Origin of the sequence: Streptacidiphilus jeojiense, from assembly GCF_000719095.1 — a bacterium.
Classification (GTDB): Bacteria; Actinomycetota; Actinomycetes; order Streptomycetales; family Streptomycetaceae; genus Streptacidiphilus; species Streptacidiphilus jeojiensis.
The window spans coordinates 68,971-85,304 of the sequence record NZ_JOEH01000030.1; the positions used below are offsets into that span (position 1 = coordinate 68,971).

A 16,334-nucleotide genomic window follows, 5' to 3' on the forward strand; every position below is an offset into this window, starting at 1 on the left:
ACCACCTGCGTCAGTGGACTGTCGTGTCGGGGTGGGTCCCGGGAAGAGGCCTGGCAGAGTCGGCTGTTGACGTCGGTGCAGGTGTCGTCACGTGGTGAGTTGATGGAGGGGTGGGTTCTGGTGTCGTCTTTGAAGCCGGTCGCGTCGGTCACGGGTGTGCAGCTTCCGATCTGCAGTACGTGCGGCGTGCAGTACGGGGCACCGCGCGCTGATTGCCCGATCTGCCTGGACGAGCGGCAGTACGTCGGTTGGGGCGGCCAACAGTGGACGACGCTGGCCGAGTTGCGCGCCGGCGGCCGTCGCGGTCGGCTCGATGAGGAGGGACCCGGTGTGATCGGGGTGGGTGCGGTGCCGTCGGTGGCCGTCGGCCAGCGCGCCCTGCTGATCCGCTCACCGTCCGGCAACGTGCTGTGGGACTGCGTGGGCTACCTCGACGACGACCTCGCCGCCGAGATCCAGGACCTGGGCGGGATCAGCGCGATCGCCGTCAGTCATCCGCACTTCTACGGCGTGATGACCGAGTGGGGCCGGGCCTTCGACGCTCCCGTGTACGTCCATGCCGCGGACCGTGACTGGGTCGCACGGCCCGATCCGGTGATCGAGTACTGGACGGGCGACACCCACCGGATCGCACCTGGCATGACGCTGATCAACGCGGGCACGCACTTCGCCGGTGGCACCGTGCTGCACTGGGCTGACGATCCGGAAGGTCGCGGCGCGCTGTTCAGCGGCGACATCTTCATGGTGGTGATGGACCGGCGCTGGGTCAGCTTCATGTACAGCATCCCCAACTTCATTCCGGAGCGGCCGAGCACCATCCGCCGCGCGCTCGCGCTGGTCGAACCCTTCGCCTTCGAGCGCATCTACGGTGCGTTCTGGGGGCGCGTGGTCAGCACCGACGGGGCGGCCGCAGTGCAACGCTCCGCGGAGCGCTACCTGCGCTTCGTGGAGGAAAGCGGCTCGTAGCGCAGCCGGGCCGGGCGGGCGTGCAGTCAAGGGGCGGCGCCGATCGCCCTTGCCTCTCGGGGCCACGCGAGGAATTGACTCGAATATTCCTGCACGCTCATCAGCTCGCGGTCAAAAGAAGTCGACCCCTATTCAGTCCGTAGGTGCGGCGGAGACCGACTTCGGCCGCCACCTCGCCCAGGACTTCCGCCCGTACCGGGACGAACTGGTGATCTCGACCAAGGCCGGGCACCCCATGTGGCCGGGCCCGTACGGCGAGCGGGGCTCGCGCAAGTACATGCTGGCCAGCCTGGACCAGTCGTTGATCCGGATGGGTCTGGACTACGTCGACATCTACTACTCGCACTACCCGGACCCGGACACCCCGCTGGAGGAGACCATGGGTGCGCTGGCGGCTGCGGTGCGGCAGGGCAAGGCGCTGTACGTCGGCATCTCCTCCTACAGCGCCTCGCAGACCCGGGATGCGACGCGGCTGCTGCACGAGATGGGCGTACCGCTGCTGATCCACCAGCCCTCCTACTCGATGGTGAACCGCTGGATCGAGGAGGACGGGTTGCTGGACACCCTGGAGGCGGCGGGCGCCGGCTGCATCGGCTTCACCCCGCTGGCCCAGGGGCTGCTGACCGATCGATACCTGAACGGCCTGCCGGCCGACTCGCGGGCGGCGGCAGGCAAGTCGCTGAAGCCGGGCTTGCTCACCGAGGACAACTTGGCCCGGCTGCGTGCGCTCAACGAGATCGCCCGCCGCCGTGGACAGTCGCTGGCCCAGCTCGCGCTGACCTGGGTGCTGCGCGACCCGAGACTGACTTCCGCGCTGATCGGCGCCTCCTCGGTGGCACAGCTCGAGGACAACCTGGCGGCGGTGCACGGCGCTCCGCTGTCGGCGGAGGAACTGGCCGAGATCGACAAGTACACGGTGGCCGAAGGCAGCGCCGACATCTGGGGCTGAACCGGGACCTGGGTGATCACTGCGGGCCCGCCGCGCAGCGGAGGCAGGGTGAGCGGGTCAGGAAGGTACTGGTGCGCTCAGGGAAACGACGGCGAACGCAGCGCCCTGCGGGTCCTGGAGGACCGCCATCCGGCCGACCTTCTCCATGTCGAACGCCGGAGCCATCACCGAACCTCCGGCCCGCACCAGCGCGTCGACCGTGCTGTCGGTGTCGTCGACGGCGAAGTTCACGAGCCAGTGCGGCGGGACTCCGGCCGGGAGGTTCTCCATGCCCTGTACGCCGCCGATGACACGGCCCTTGACCATGAGCCCGGTGAACTCCGGCATCTCCGGCATCGGGCCGGCCACCAGGCCCAGCGCCGCCTGGTAGAAGGTTCCGGCGGCCTCGGGGTCCGGAGTGCTGAGCTGGTTCCAGACCAGTGCACCGGGCTCGTTGACGATCTGGGCTCCGGGGAACTCCAGCGGCTGCCACACGCCGAACACCGCGCCCTGCGGGTCCGCGGCGATCAGCATCCGGCCGATCGTGCCCACGTCCATGACCGGGGAGATGACCGTGCCGCCGTTCGCGGAGATCGCGGCCTGGGTGGCGTCGGCGTCCGCGCTGGAGAAGTAAGTGGTCCAGGCGGTGGGCGGCGGGGGCTGGTCGCCCATGGGCATCGACTTCATGACGCCTGCGACCGACTTGCCCTTGAGCGTGCACACCGAGTAGCCGCCGAACTCCTCGGAGCCGATCTCGCCCTGCCAGCCGAACAGGTCCCGGTAGAAGTCCAGCGCGGCCTGCTGGTCCGGGGTCATCAGGTCGATCCAGCACGGTGTGCCCGGTTCGTACGGACCGGTGACTTCAGACATGTGACGTCTCCCAGCGGTGATCTGTCCCGGGCGCGGTGCCGGGGCGCGTTCGCGTCCTCCCGAATCACTCTCCTCGTGCTGCGCCGAGGGCGCCATCCGGATCACCGGAGACTGGCCCGACAGCGGCTGGGGGACGGGCCGCCGCTATGCGGCCAGCGGTCAAGGGTGCCTGTTCCGACAGGGCCGGGCAGCAGGCGGGCTTGGGCCGTTCGGCCCCCATGGTGGGGTGCCGGCGCTGCCTGGATGGGAGAAAGGAACCGGAAATCGCTCATGGCGACCCCGGTTCGCCCCGCTTGCCGCCGTTGGGAGAAGTCGTGAAAGCCGCAGTCGTCAGGGACTTCACTGCCCCGCTGGTCATCGAGGACCGGCCGTTGCCCGAGCCCGCGCCGCAGCAGGTGCGGGTGCGGATCGAGGCGTGCGGTCTGTGCCACACCGACATCCACGCCGCACGCGGCGACTGGCCGGTCAAACCCACGCCGCCGTTCGTCCCCGGTCACGAGGGCGTGGGCATCGTCGAGGCGGTCGGCGAACAGGTCCGCTTCGTCCAGGTCGGCGACCGGGTTGCCATTCCGTGGCTCGCCGATGCCTGCGGGCACTGCGACCAGTGCCTGTCCGGCTGGGAGACCCTGTGCCTGGCGCAGCACAACAGCGGCTACTCCGTCGACGGCGGCTACGCCCAGTACGCGCTGGCCCACGGTGACTACGTGGTCAAGGTGCCCGAGGGGCTGCACCCGCTCGACGCCGCCCCGCTCACCTGCGCGGGCGTCACCACGTACAAGGCCGTGAAGGTCTCCGGGGCGCGTCCGGGCACCCGGGTCCTGATCTCGGGCATCGGCGGACTGGGCCACCTCGCGCTGCAGTACGCCCGAATCGCCGGGGCGGAGACCATCGCGGTCGACGTCACCGACGAGAAGCTGGCACTCGCCCGCGATCTGGGCGCCGACCACGTGATCGACGCCCGGCGGCAGGACGTGGCCGCGGAGGCGGCCAAACTCGGGGGCGCCCACGCCGCGGTCTCCCTGGCCGTCAGCAACGACTCGTTCCGGGCCGCCTACGCCGCGCTGCGCCGCGGGGGCACCCTGGTCCTGGTAGCCCTTCCAGCCGGTGGGACGCTGGAACTGCCGGTCTTCGACACCGTCCTCAACGGTACTTCCGTGGTGGGTTCCATCGTCGGCACCCGTCAGGACCTGGCCGAGGTGTTCGCGCTGCATGCCATGGGCCGCACCCGGGTGATCCGTGAGAGCCGCCGCCTGGAGGACGTGAACGCCTGCTTCGAGGAGGTCCTGGCGGGCAAGGTGTCCGCACGGCTGGTCTTCGACCTGCGCTGACCGGCAGGGGGCTGGAAGCACGGGGCAGGACCACCCCCACCTGCCCCGGATCGCTGACCTGCCGATCGCAAACGGTCGGTCCCGGTCAGGTTGGCGACAAACCGCAGAGGTGTGGTCCGGTTCGTGCTGGGATGTCCTGCACGCAGCGTCGGTCGACCACAAGGCGGCAGCACCATGACGACCACCACCGAGGAGCCGTTCCGAGCCCTGCTGGAAGCGGCCCCCGACGCCATGGTGATCGTGGACGACAGCGGCGTGATACGGCTGGTCAATGCCCAGACAGAGGCCCTGTTCGGCTATCCGCGGCAGGAACTGCTCGGTCGGCCGATCGAGATCCTGGTGCCGCAGCGTTTCCGCGCCCAGCACCCCGCCCACCGGTTCGGCTACTCGGTGAACCAGCAGGTCCGTCCGATGGGTGCGGGCCTGGAGCTGTACGGGCTGCGCAAGGACGGCGCCGAGTTCCCGGTCGAGATCAGCCTCAGTCCGCTGGAGACCCCCGACGGGCTGCTGATCTCGGCCGCGGTCCGTGACGTCAGCGAGCGCAAGTCGGCCGAGGAGCGCTTCCGCGGACTCCTGGAGGCCGCCCCCGACGCCATGGTGATCGTGGACGACGCCGGCACCATCCAGCTCGTCAACGCCCAGACCGAGACGCTGTTCGGCTACGGGCGCGAGGAACTGCTCGGACGGCAGGTGGAGGTGCTGGTGCCCGAGCGGTTCCACCGGCACCATCCCGGCCACCGGCACGGCTACGTCGACAACCGCCGGGTCCGTCCGATGGGCGCGGGCCTGGAGCTGTACGGGCTGCGCAAGGACGGCGCCGAGTTCCCCGTCGAGATCAGCCTCAGCCCCCTGGAGACCCCTGACGGGACCCTGGTCTCCGCCGCCATCCGGGACGTCAGCACGCGCAAACTGGTCGAGACGAAGCTGGCCGAGCTCTACGAGCAGCAGCGGCACGTGGCACTGACCCTGCAGCGCAGTCTGATGGGCTCACCGGCCCCGCTGCCCGGGATGGACACCTCCAGCCGCTACTTTCCCGCTCGCCAGGGCGCCGGCGTCGGCGGGGACTGGTTCGACCTGATCGCCCTGGGCGGGGGCCGGGTCGGGATCCTGATCGGCGACGTGATGGGCCGCGGTCTGGAGGCCGCCGCCGTGATGGGCCAGCTGCGTTCGGCCTCGCACGCGCTGGCCAAGACGGGCATGCCGCCCTGGCAGCTGATGCGCGCCCTGGACGCGGTGGTCAGCGAACTCCCCGACCAGCTGGTGACCTGCTGCTACCTGGTCCTGGACCCCGACCAGGGCCGGCTGACCGTGTGCTCGGCCGGCCACCTGCCACTGCTGCTGGTCGACCCGGACGGCCGTGCGCGCGAGCTGCCGGTGCCGGTCAGCGTCCCGCTGGGGGTCGGCGAGGTGCCGCACCAGGAAACCGTGCTGCCGGTGCTCCCCGGGTCGGTTCTGGCCCTGTACACCGACGGCCTGGTGGAGACACCCGTCAGTGACATCGAGCTTCAGGTCAAGGCCCTGGGTCTCGCGCTGGAGAAGGCGGTGGCGGACACTCCGGGGCTGGAGGCGGCGGCGGACTCGGTGCTCGCGGCCCTGCTGCCCGACCCGAAGGACTACGCCGACGATGTGACACTGCTGCTGGTCCGTATCCCCTGCGCCCCGGTCACCGCGGTCTCAGCGACGCTGGCGGTGGAACCGCAGAGTGTCGGCGCCGGGCGTCGCTTCCTGCGCCGCACCCTGGAGGAGTGGGACTGCCAGGAACTCGCGGACACCGCCTGCCTGCTGGCCTCGGAACTGCTGTCCAACGCGGTCCGGCATGCCTGCGGCCCACTGCGGCTGCGGCTGCGCCAGGCCGGGGCGGAACTCAGCGTCGAGGTCTGCGACGGCAGCCCGGTGCTGCCGCACGCCAGGTCGGCCGGACCTGAGGAGGAGTCGGGCCGCGGACTGGCCCTGGTGGACTCGCTCGCCTCGGACTGGGGCACGCTGCCCACCGGTGAGGGCAAGGCGGTCTGGTTCTCGCTGCCGCTCCCCGCACCAGTGGGCTGACGCGGGTTCAGAGCGGTGGCTCGGCACCGACGGCGGCGCGTCGGGCTTCCAGCCGGGCGGCTGGGATGCGGGACCGCGACAACCGAGTACGGCAACACCGGGAGCCGGGTCATCGAGGTGCAGTGCCTGCTGTTCGCACGTCGTCACAGCGGACTGCACCGCCACGGATCCCCGGCTACTACGTCCAGGCCACTGCCACGACGACTGCGGCGGCTGTGGACGTGCCGACGCCGTAGAAGGGCCAGGCCTTCCGGTTGCGCATGCCCACCAGCGCGATCGCCGCCACCAGGGCGTCCAGGGCCAGCTTCACCCACATCTTCGCGTCGATCACCGGCAGGTCCAACGACATGCGGACCCATATCAGCCCGGCGCCGGTGACCAGTTGGACGCCCGCGCTGGTGACCATGTAGCCGCCGGTCACCGGGTCCTTGCCCCGCAACTGGTAGAACAGCCCGCCCAGGATCGCGGCGAAGCCGAAGAGGTGGAAGACGAGGAACACGTACCGAAGGGTCTCCATGCCAGTGAACTCTCTGTCGTGAGCGGACGAAGGGGAAGATCCTCGATCAGGGCTTCCGCATAGAGGACAAGGCAGCGACCAGCCGCGTGACATCCCCGGGCCGGGCAGATGGGAGACCTGCGTCACAACCAGCTGCTCGGCCGTCGTGGATCCGGGGCTCCTGGGCTGATCGAGCGAGCCCGTTATGCCTGCCCGGTCTCGAAGCGGCTCACCCTGCCGCCGTCGACCGTGAACCTCCAGGCAGTGCGGCCCCCTTCCCCGGATCCGCCCTCTGGAGGCGGGTGATGCACAGCAGCCAAGCGTGCCTTTGAATGACTGTCAAGACCCGTATCCTGGCTGGGCTTCGTAGCTTCAGCGCCAGCTTTCCATGATCTTCAAAAGGGCTACGTCATCTTCATTGACAGCGGAAAAGAACCACCTTAGGTTTCCGGCCATGCCCTCGGCCTCTGCTCGTGAGGCGGCTCTGGCGACCACGCCGGCCGCTTCCCTGGTCTTCACCACCGTGCTCTCCCACGGTCCGCTCACCCGGGCCGAGATAGCGCGGCGGACCAGGCTGTCCGCGGCCGCAGTCACCAAGGCAGTGCGCCCCCTGATGGAGTTGGGCTATGTGATCGAGGACCCGAACCAGGGCACACGGTCCGCTCTCGGGCGTCCGGCCATTCCCGTGCGGGTGGACGGCGGCAAGGCGTTCTTCGTCGGAGTCAAAGTCACCGGCGACGAGATCATCGCCGTCCTGGCCGATCTGTGCTGCCGCATCCGGGTCGTCCGCCACCTCGCACTGGCGGACCGTCAGCCGGGGGCAGTGCTCGCCTCGATCGCCGAGCTGGTGCTGGAACTCCTCACGGAGGCAGAGGGATTCGGTGCACCGGTGCGTGGTCTGGGCATCGCCGTCTCGGGCGATGTCGACCGGGAGGACGGCGTCGTGCGCTACTCGCCCTTCCTGCAGTGGCGGGACGTGCGGCTCGCCGAGATCATCGGCGCTGCCACCGGATTGCCGGTCACGGTCGACAACGACGTACGGGCGCTCACCGTCGCCGAGCAGTGGTTCGGAGCCGGAGTGGGTCTGTCCAGCTTCGCCCTGGTGACCGTGGGCGCCGGCATCGGCTGTGGCCTGGTGGTGCACGATCGGGTGGTGTCGGGAGCGCACGGGGTGACCGGCGAGATCGGACATGTGTCCATCGACCCGCTCGGTCCGTGCTGTTACTGCGGCAACAACGGATGCGTCGAGGCCATCGCGGCGGATCCGGCGATCCTGCGCGGAGTTCGTGAGGCCACCGGCAAGCCCGTGGCCACCGCAGCCGAAGCGCTGGAACTGGCCCGCAGCGGCGACCTGGGGGCACGCGAGGTGTACGCGCGGGCCGGCCAGGCCATCGGCCAGGCCATCGGCTCGGTGGTGAACCTCTTCGGTCCGCAGCGAGTGATCATCTCGGGCGAAGGACTCGCTGCCTACGACCTGTTCGCCGAAGGCATCCGCGACGCTTTCGCCGCGTCCGCCTTCGGCAGCGCCGCACAGAGCGATGTGATGACGCGTCCGCTGCCATTCGAAGAGTGGGCGCGCGGGGCCGCGGCCACCGCCATCCAGTCCTTCATCGGATCAGACACCTACGAGGAGTAGCAATGACGCCGCAGAGCCGCACCCGTCGAACCCACTTAGGCCCGGCCCTCGGCGCCGAGCGGTGCTTCGGCGCTGTTCGGTGTCGGAGGCACTGCCCGGCGGGACGCCGGAGCACATCCCCGACCCGGACCTCATCGCGGTCGGCGCCCCCGTGACCCGATCCCCACGCTGCTGATCCGGTCCACGCTCCGGCGTCAGTTCACCAGCAGCCCCACCATCGGTTCGGGCAAGGGCTGAGCCGCCTGCCCGAACGGCCCTGACGGTCGCCCCCGGCGACCGGAACGCACCTGCCCCTGCCCGATTCCCCCCGCATGCCCCCACCACCACTGGAGGTTCGACCCATGCGGTCATCCTCGCACTCACCCCTGTCCAGAATCCCGGCCGGCGCCTGGCGCCGCACCACCAGAGCCACCCTGGCCCTCGCCGTCACCGTCGGCTTCGCCACCGCCGTCAGCGGCGCCGCCCATGCGAACACCGAGCCCTCCGCTGCCACAGCCCCCGCCGCCCCCTCCATCGCCCCCGCGACCCCGGCGAGCGCCACCTCCGGCGTCGCCGACACGCCGTACATGGGCTGGTCCAGCTGGAGCATGCAGTCCTCCAGCTACCCCGGACTGAACCCGGACGGCAACTACAGCTACCTCACCGAGGCGAACGTCCTGAAGCAGACGGACGCGCTGGCCACCACGCTGAAGAGCGCCGGTTACGACTACGTCAACATCGACGCCGGCTGGTGGATGGACAACAGCTGGACGCCCGAGTACGACCAGTACGGACGGCAGACACCCGACCCGACGCGCTTCCCCGACGGCATGAAAGCGGTAGCCGACCACATCCACTCCAAGGGCCTCAAGGCCGGCATCTACCTGCCGGTGGGCCTGGAGAAGGGCGCGTACGGCGGCGGCACGGTGCCGATCTACAACGCGCCCGGCTGCACCACCGCCGACATCGTCTACCCGGACCTGCGCACCACCAACGGCTGGGACAGCGCGTACAAGCTGAACTTCGACAACCCGTGCGCGCAGAAGTTCGTCGACTCGCAGGCGCAGGAACTCGCCGACTGGGGATACGACTTCCTCAAGCTGGACGGCGTGGGACCGGGCTCGGGCAAGTCCGGTGACAACTACGACAACGTCGCCGACGTCGCCGCCTGGAACAAGGCCATCGCCGCAACCGGGCGCCCGATCCATCTGGAGATCTCCTGGTCGCTCAGCATCGCCAACGCCGCCGACTGGAAGCAGTACTCCAACGGCTGGCGCATCGACACCGATGTCGAGTGCTACTGCGGCACACTGGTCACCTGGGAGAACTCGGTCAACGACCGGTGGACCGACGCCCCCGCATGGAGCAACAAGGCGGGCCCCGGCGGCTGGAACGACCTCGACTCGCTCGATGTCGGCAACGGTCAGATGGACGGCCTCACCAACGCCGAGCGGCAGAGCTACATGACCCTGTGGGCCATCAACAAGTCGCCGCTGTTCACCGGTGACGACCTCACCAAACTGGACAGCTACGGGCTCTCGCTGCTGACCAACAAGGAAGTCATCGCCGTCGACCAGAACACCTCACCCGTCGCGCGTCCGATCACCCCGACGGGCGACCAGCAGGTCTGGGGCACCAAGAATGCCGACGGGAGCTACACCGTCGCCCTGTTCAACCTGGGCACCTCGCCGGCATCGGTCACCGCCGACTGGGCCGCCCTCGGATTCACCGGCAACGCCTCCGTGCGCGACCTGTGGAACAAGTCGAACCTGGGAACGTACAAGAGCAAGATCACCGAGGCGCTGCCCGCACACGGCTCGCGCCTGTTCACCATCAAGCCCGCCGGCGCCCCGCTGACGACCACGAGCTACGAGGCCGAGGCCGCCGACAACACCCTGGCGGGCAACGCCTCGGTGGCCGGGTGCGACGCCTGCTCCGGCGGCAAGAAGGTCGGCAACCTCTACCTCGGCGGCAAGCTGACCTTCAACGACATCACGGTGAAGAAGGCCGGGATCTACGACATCGACGTCGCCTACGTCAGCGGCGACCCGCGCGCGATGACCATCTACTCCAACAACGGCAACGGCACCAGCGTGCCCTTCCCCTCCACGGGCGACTGGGGCACACCTCAGACGATCAGCGTCCAGCTGGCCCTGAAGGCGGGGACCAACACCATCACCTTCGACAGCGGCACCGGATACGGACCCGACATCGACAAGATCGCCGTTCCGCAGTCCTCCTGACGTCCAGTGACCCCCGCGGGGCCCGGCCCGCACCACCCGGGCCCCGCGGGAACCGGGCCCCACCCGCACCGCCCGCAGCCGTCGTCTTGGCATCCGCCGTTTCCCCGAACAGGGAGTCAGCACCGTGAACATCCAACGCACCGAAGCCCCCGACAGCCGCCCCGGACAACAGCCGGCAGAGATCCACCGCCCCAACCGCAGGGGCTTTCTGGCGCTCGCCGCCGGCACCGGCGCCGCCGTCGCGCTCGGTGGCCTGCCCGCCTTCACCGCCTCGGCCGCCCCGCAGCGCCCCACCGCATCGCCCCTGCTGTCCGCGGCCGACGCTGCGAAGAACCAGCTGTGGTGGCAGGCCCCCGGCTCCGCCAACTCGATGATCAACCAGGGCCTGCCGGTCGGCAACGGACGCCTCTCCGCGCTCGCGAGCAACGACCCCTCCAGCGAACTCCTGATGATCACAGACGCCTCGCTGTGGACCGGCGGCCTCAACGACTCGCTCACCGACGACGGCCAGTTCCCCTACGGCCGGGACGACTTCGGCTCACTCACCCTGCTGGCCCAGCTCACCGTCGCCATCCCCGACCACGACCTGGGCAACGTCAACAACTACCGCCGCACCCTCGACCTGGCCCAGGGCCTGGTCGGTGCCACGTACGACATCTCCGGCGTCACCTACCAACGGCAGATCTTCGCCAGCCGCCCCGACGACTCCATCGTCCTGTACTTCTCCCAGCACGGCGGCGGCACCTACACCGGCACCATCACCCTCGCCGGCACCCACAGCGAGACCACCACCGCCGACAGCGCCGGACGCTACGCCTCGTTCGGCGCCACGCTCGGCAACGGCCTGAAGTACGGCGCCGCCACGACCGCCTACAGCAGCACCGGCAAGGTCCTCGTCAACGGTACGACGATCACCTTCAGCGGCTGCAAGGACCTCACCGTCGTGGTCAGCGGCGGCACCGACTACGCGCCCGACTCGGCCGCCGGATACCGCAACCCGTCCGTGGACCCGCAGGCCCTCGCCAGGACCAAGGTCCTGGCCGCGGCCCGCCACTCAGCGAACACCCTGCTGCACACCCACGTCGCCGACTTCCTCCCGCTGTCCGGTCAACTGGACATCGACCTCGGCGCCTCCTCGGCCGCGCAACGCGAACTGGACACCTGGGACCGGTTGCAGGCGCGCTGGCGCGACAACGTCCCCGACCCGGAGCTCGAGGCCGCCTACCTGCAGTTCAGCCGCTATCTCATGATCTCCGGATCGCGGGCCGGCAGCCTGCCGATGGGCCTCCAGGGCGGATGGCTGGACGGCAACGACCCGGACTGGATGGGCGACTACCACACCGACATCAACATCCAGATGAACTACTGGGCCACCGACCGGGTCGGCCTGTCCAACCAGTTCGACGCCCTCACCGACTACTGCCTCGCGCAGCTGCCCGACTGGTCGGACCTCACCCAGCGACTGTTCAACACCCCGACCAACCGGTACCGCAACTCCAGCGGCAAGATCGCCGGCTGGACGGTGGCCATCTCCACCAACCCCTACGGAGGCGGCGGCTGGTGGTGGCACCCGGCCGGCAACGCCTGGCTGTGCCTGAGCCTGTTCGAGCACTACGAGTTCACTCAGGACCGCGCGTACCTGGAGAAGATCTACCCGCTCCTCAAGGGCGCCGTGCAGTTCTGGGAGGCCCGCCTCATCACCACGACCGTCACCGACGCCTCCGGCGCCTCCCGCGAGGTCCTGATCAACGACAGCGACTGGTCGCCCGAACAGGGCCCGCTCGACGCCAAGGGCATCACCTATGCCCAGGAACTGGTGTGGAACCTCTTCGGCAACTACCACACCGCCACCACGGAGCTCGGCAGGGACGCCGCCTACCGCGCCACCATCGACGGTCTGCGGGCCCGCCTGTACCTGCCCGTGGTCAGCCCCACCAGCGGCTGGCTGGAGGAGTGGATGTCGCCCGACAACCTCGGCGAGACCACGCACCGCCACCTCTCCCCGCTCATCGGCCTGTTCCCCGGCGACCGGATCCGCCCGGACGACTCCACGCCCAAGGACATCCTCGCCGGCGCGACCGCGCTGCTGACCGCACGCGGCATGACCAGCTTCGGCTGGGCCCAGGCCTGGCGCAGCCTGTGCTGGTCGCGGCTGAAAGACTCGGAGAAGGCGTACCAGGAGGTCGTCAACAACCTCAAGCCGTCGGTGAACGGGGGCAACGGCAGCGCGCAGAACCTCTTCGACATCTACGAGGTCTCGCAGGGCGACGGCATCTTCCAGATCGAGTCGAACTTCGGCACGGCCGCCGCGATCATCGAGATGCTGCTCTACTCGCGGCCGGGACACGTCGAGCTGCTGCCCGCGCTGCCCGCGGCCTGGGCGGCCGCCGGCTCGATATCCGGTGTGGGCGTCCGCGGCGGCTTCGTCGCCGACCTGAGCTGGAAGAACGGCAAGGTCACCCAGGTCACCCTGAAGAGCGTCGGCGGCAGTTCCACGACGCTCGTCTGCAACGGGAGTTCGCGACAGATCAGCGTCAGGACCGGTCAGTCCGTCACGCTGCGGAACCTCTGAAGAGGCTGGGGAAACACAGGAACCGGCCCCCGCCAGGGTGCCCGCGAGCCCGGACGGGCTCGCGGGCAGGACGGAGCGGCAGGCCAGTCTCCGCGCGCAGCGGACGCAGCACCGGCAGCAATCGGTACCGACTCTCCCTGCGTTGCGGGTTGCCCGTCGGCGCGGGCCGAGAGCCTGATGATCAGGGTCTGTGGGCGGTGGGCGCCACTGATTCATGCCGGCAGGCGTGTGGTCAGGGCATTGGCGAATCGGTGGTACTCAGCGACGACCGGCATGCTTGTGTTCTGCCCGTAGTGGGCGAGTCCTTGTGCGAGGCCTGCGCGGGTCTCGTCCGTGGCCCCGCGCAGAAAGTGAAGGGCTGGGATGAGAAGCCTGGCTCGGTCGGGATTGGGCACGTTTCCGCCTGCTCGAAGGGCGGTCAGCAGTGCGTCTGTGTTGGCGTGTTGCCGGGCGAACGGCAGGCCGTAGGTCTCAACGAGGTCGTGCAGCTCGTCCGCGACCCGTCCCGCGTCATCCGGTTCGGTGACCTGTAGTTGCAGAAAGCTGTTGCCGGGGGTGAGGTAGCCGACCGATTGAGCGATCGTGGCCGCCGTCTGGGACCTGGCCCCAGTGATGTCGGCGAGGAGTCGTTCGAGGGGGTCGTAGCGCAGGCCGACCACTGGGTTGATCTTCAGCGGGTACTGCTTCGAGGCGCGGTTGAGTCCGACCCAGGCGTGGAAACCGTCGCCGAGGTCGTGGGTGTAGATGTCGCCGGTGCGCTTGCGCCACTCGGCACCGGTCATCCGGTCCCGCGTGGCGGTGCTGAACGCGGCGATCAGATCGCGCATCATCAGCCCAGCCTAGTGATCCCTCTCGTGGTTCGCGGGTGGACTGGATTCGCTGGGAACTATGCGCTGTCGGCGAGTCGGTGCCGGTAGTGGCTGCGTCGGGCCCGGGCCTGGTGCCGGCGCCGCCAGGTCGACCAGTGCAGCAGGTGGTCCCATAAGTCCAGTGCCTCACCTGGTAGTGATCCAGGCCGACCTGCCCTTTTATGGAGCATCTCCCAGGTCGAGTTTGTTGGATCCGGCCCTGACTGATCAGGTCGGTCACGGGGCTGTGTCAGTGACGGCTGACTCCATCGTTCAAGGATCGGTACCAGCGCTTTGCGAAGGTCTGAAGGACCGCGGTAGTGCACAGCGGTCATGCCGGACCGAAGAGCTGCAGCTTTGTTCCGTCGGCGTCGAAGCCGGTGGCGTCGAGGCATGTGCCGAAGGCTGTCACCCGGCAGTATGAGGCCGTGCCGAAGAACCCGCCGGAATCGATGCAGCAGCACCTGCGCCAGCGCCTGAACCGTCACGCCCGCGAGCGCTGGCCGTACGTGGACGCCATCACGGTCCGATTCCGCGCCGGATTCGCCTACGTGGAAGCCGAGTTGCTCGGCGAGCGGGCCATTCCGCTGTGCCGCCTGCGGTTCACCGGCGTGCTGCACACCTGGGGCTTCGCTCTTTACCTGGAGAGCACTGACAGCTACCGGGACAGCATCCTGCCCAACGGACTTCCCGCCGGATCCCCTGAAGAAGCCCTCGACTGCGCCGGTTACCTCTACCTCAAGGCTTTCGCACCGGGCATCGACGGGCTGATCCGGGTGCCGGCAGGCCTGGTCGTCCTCGTCGGACCGCCGGCTTCGGGCAAGACCAGCTTCGTTCGGGCACTGATCGCAGGTCGGCAGATCGACAAGGACGCCGTGGTGTCCAGCGACGAGATCCGCGCGGAACTCTTCGACACCTCACCCGCCGAAGCGGATCCTGAAGCGGCGGACGCCCTGATCTTTGAGGAGCGTGACCGCAGAATCGCGGCCAGGCTCGCTATCGGACACAGTGCAGTCGCCGATTTGACAACACAACTACGTATCCAGCACAATGCGGGCATAAGGGATACGAACAAACGTGCGAACCCAGGCAAAGGGCCAGCCAGCCGGAATCTACCTCCGCATTAGCGACGACCGCGAGGGTCGTGAGCTGGGCGTTGAGCGGCAAGAAGAAGCAAGAAGAAGACTGTCGACGTCTCGCCGACAGGTTGGGAGTGCGCGTGGTCGGCGTCTACAAGGACAACGACATCAGCGCCAGCACCAGGACGAAGCGGAAGCGGAAGGACTACCAACGGCTTCTTGGGGACGCGAGCACGGGGTTCCTCAAGGTGGTGCTGGCGTACACAACCAGCCGCATCACGCGTAAGCCGCGCGAAAACGAAGACCTCATCGAGTTGGCCGAGGCACACGGCACGCTGTTCTTCTACGTGGCGTCGCCTGACTTCGACCTCAATACCGCCAGCGGCCGGATGATAGCCCGCATCTTGGCCGCCAAGGATGCGGGCGAGGCCGAGGAGACTGCTGAACGAGTGGCGCGCGCCGCTCTCCAGCGTGCTGAGGCTGGGAAGTTCCATGGCGGTGGCCGCCCCTACGGCTACGAGAAGGATGGTGTCACTCTTCGGGACTCCGAAATCGAAGAGTACGAGGAAGGCGTGCGGCGCCTCATTGGCGGGGAGAGTCAGACCGCCATGGTCCGCCGGCTGAACGACCGAGGGTCGCTGACGGCAGAGGGTGCGCTCTGGACCGTAGGCAACCTCAAGCGCATGTTCGCGAAGAAGCGCTACGTCATCTACGACGACAGTGACCCCGAGAAGCGCGGTACCCGGGAGCACCAAACGGGGGAGTACCGCGCGGAGTGGCCCGGCGTCATCACACGGGCTGAGTACGAGCTCATGATGGCGCGGTTCCAGCAACACACCCAGCCGTGGGCTCACGGCCTCTCTAACGGCCGCAAGTACCTTCTGAGTGGTCTCGCTCGATGCGGCGGAGTACTGGCCTCTGGCGACCCCTGTGGGACCGCGATGTACGGGCAAGCAAGGAAGCGGGACAACGGTACGAGTCAACGCCGCTACCGCTGCAAGGGACTCGACAACCACGCGCGGCAGATTGGTTGCGGCAAAGTGTTCCGCGACGCGGCCGCGCTGGACGAGTTTGTGACTGAGGCCGTGCTCTACCGGCTCGACTCGCCGGAGGTAGCGCGAGCACTGGCTTCGGAGCAGGACACGCACCAGGAGTACCGTTCGTGCCACGCAGTCTGGAATGGGTCGTCCTAGACTTGTGCGCAAATCGAAATCGCTGGGGCTGGGTCCGGCCAAGAGACGTCCGACGATCCAACTCGGCGCACGCGCAGGTCATCCAAGCCGCAGCTTATTTTCCCAACTGGGTGCGAGGAATGTACCAATACAAGGAACATCTCCCCTCGG

The 16,334-nt window shown here is 68.6% G+C and carries 11 protein-coding genes and 1 pseudogene; 9 read left to right on the plus strand and 3 right to left on the minus strand.

The annotated features are described in order from the left end of the window. The first annotated feature begins 75 nt into the window (after nucleotides 1-75). Nucleotides 76-966, plus strand: a complete 891-nt coding sequence (locus tag IF29_RS0133330; protein WP_232242710.1) for an MBL fold metallo-hydrolase — start codon at nucleotides 76-78, stop codon at nucleotides 964-966. 142 nt (nucleotides 967-1,108) lie between these two features. Further along, nucleotides 1,109-1,915 (plus strand): annotated as a pseudogene (locus IF29_RS0133335) (aldo/keto reductase); the annotation flags it as partial. Between the two features lie 57 nt (nucleotides 1,916-1,972). Here the strand turns inward: IF29_RS0133335 and IF29_RS0133340 are convergent. Next, complete coding sequence (locus IF29_RS0133340; protein WP_030262996.1) at nucleotides 1,973-2,764, minus strand: VOC family protein; 792 nt, start codon at nucleotides 2,762-2,764, stop codon at nucleotides 1,973-1,975. Between the two features lie 314 nt (nucleotides 2,765-3,078). On the opposite strand from IF29_RS0133340, the gene adhP reads away from it, so the two are divergent. Together adhP and IF29_RS45450 are read left to right on the plus strand one after the other, a co-directional pair. Next, complete coding sequence (gene adhP / locus IF29_RS0133345) at nucleotides 3,079-4,092, plus strand: alcohol dehydrogenase AdhP (RefSeq protein WP_030262999.1); 1,014 nt, start codon at nucleotides 3,079-3,081, stop codon at nucleotides 4,090-4,092. A 174-nt stretch (nucleotides 4,093-4,266) separates the two neighbouring features. Next, nucleotides 4,267-6,138 (plus strand): PAS domain S-box protein, encoded by a 1,872-nt coding sequence (locus tag IF29_RS45450; protein WP_084715358.1) that lies wholly within the window; start codon nucleotides 4,267-4,269, stop codon nucleotides 6,136-6,138. Nucleotides 6,139-6,316: 178 nt separating this feature from the next. Here the strand turns inward: IF29_RS45450 and IF29_RS0133360 are convergent, their stop codons facing one another. Continuing rightward, nucleotides 6,317-6,655 carry a hypothetical protein gene (locus tag IF29_RS0133360; RefSeq protein WP_030263001.1) on the minus strand — a complete coding sequence of 113 codons (339 nt, stop codon included), beginning with the start codon at nucleotides 6,653-6,655 and terminating at the stop codon, nucleotides 6,317-6,319. Between the two features lie 433 nt (nucleotides 6,656-7,088). On the opposite strand from IF29_RS0133360, the gene IF29_RS0133365 reads away from it, so the two are divergent. From IF29_RS0133365 to IF29_RS0133375, 3 genes are all read left to right on the plus strand, one after another. Further along, nucleotides 7,089-8,270, plus strand: coding sequence for an ROK family transcriptional regulator (locus IF29_RS0133365; RefSeq protein WP_030263003.1), 1,182 nt, complete (start codon nucleotides 7,089-7,091; stop codon nucleotides 8,268-8,270). 341 nt (nucleotides 8,271-8,611) lie between these two features. Beyond that, a complete protein-coding gene (locus tag IF29_RS0133370; protein WP_030263006.1) occupies nucleotides 8,612-10,492 on the plus strand; it encodes an alpha-galactosidase D in 1,881 nt (626 codons plus the stop codon). A 130-nt stretch (nucleotides 10,493-10,622) separates the two neighbouring features. Further along, on the plus strand, nucleotides 10,623-13,064 hold the full coding sequence (locus tag IF29_RS0133375; protein WP_380524670.1) for a glycosyl hydrolase family 95 catalytic domain-containing protein: 2,442 nt from the start codon (nucleotides 10,623-10,625) through the stop codon (nucleotides 13,062-13,064). A gap of 212 nt (nucleotides 13,065-13,276) precedes the next feature. Here the strand turns inward: IF29_RS0133375 and IF29_RS0133380 are convergent, their stop codons facing one another. Further along, the gene (locus IF29_RS0133380; RefSeq protein ID WP_030263011.1) at nucleotides 13,277-13,894 is read right to left on the minus strand and encodes a hypothetical protein; all 618 of its coding nucleotides are present in this window, start codon (nucleotides 13,892-13,894) and stop codon (nucleotides 13,277-13,279) included. 446 nt (nucleotides 13,895-14,340) lie between these two features. Between IF29_RS0133380 and IF29_RS48100 the strand changes: the two genes are divergently transcribed. Together IF29_RS48100 and IF29_RS0133390 are read left to right on the plus strand one after the other, a co-directional pair. After that, entirely contained in the window at nucleotides 14,341-15,039 is a 699-nt protein-coding gene (locus IF29_RS48100; RefSeq protein ID WP_232242705.1) for an AAA family ATPase, read from the plus strand. Nucleotides 15,040-15,068: 29 nt separating this feature from the next. Continuing rightward, nucleotides 15,069-16,184, plus strand: coding sequence for a recombinase family protein (locus IF29_RS0133390; RefSeq protein WP_198037629.1), 1,116 nt, complete (start codon nucleotides 15,069-15,071; stop codon nucleotides 16,182-16,184). The last annotated feature ends 150 nt before the right edge of the window (nucleotides 16,185-16,334 follow it).

Bases quoted from the DNA above. Each gene is read 5' to 3' on its own strand.
- IF29_RS0133365 (WP_030263003.1), top strand. From the start codon at position 7,089: ATGCCCTCGGCCTCTGCTCGTGAGGCGGCTCTGGCGACCACGCCGGCC.
- IF29_RS0133380 (WP_030263011.1), bottom strand. From the start codon at position 13,894: ATGATGCGCGATCTGATCGCCGCGTTCAGCACCGCCACGCGGGACCGG.
- IF29_RS0133360 (WP_030263001.1), bottom strand. From the start codon at position 6,655: ATGGAGACCCTTCGGTACGTGTTCCTCGTCTTCCACCTCTTCGGCTTC.
- IF29_RS45450 (WP_084715358.1), top strand. From the start codon at position 4,267: ATGACGACCACCACCGAGGAGCCGTTCCGAGCCCTGCTGGAAGCGGCC.
- IF29_RS0133340 (WP_030262996.1), bottom strand. From the start codon at position 2,764: ATGTCTGAAGTCACCGGTCCGTACGAACCGGGCACACCGTGCTGGATC.
- IF29_RS0133370 (WP_030263006.1), top strand. From the start codon at position 8,612: ATGCGGTCATCCTCGCACTCACCCCTGTCCAGAATCCCGGCCGGCGCC.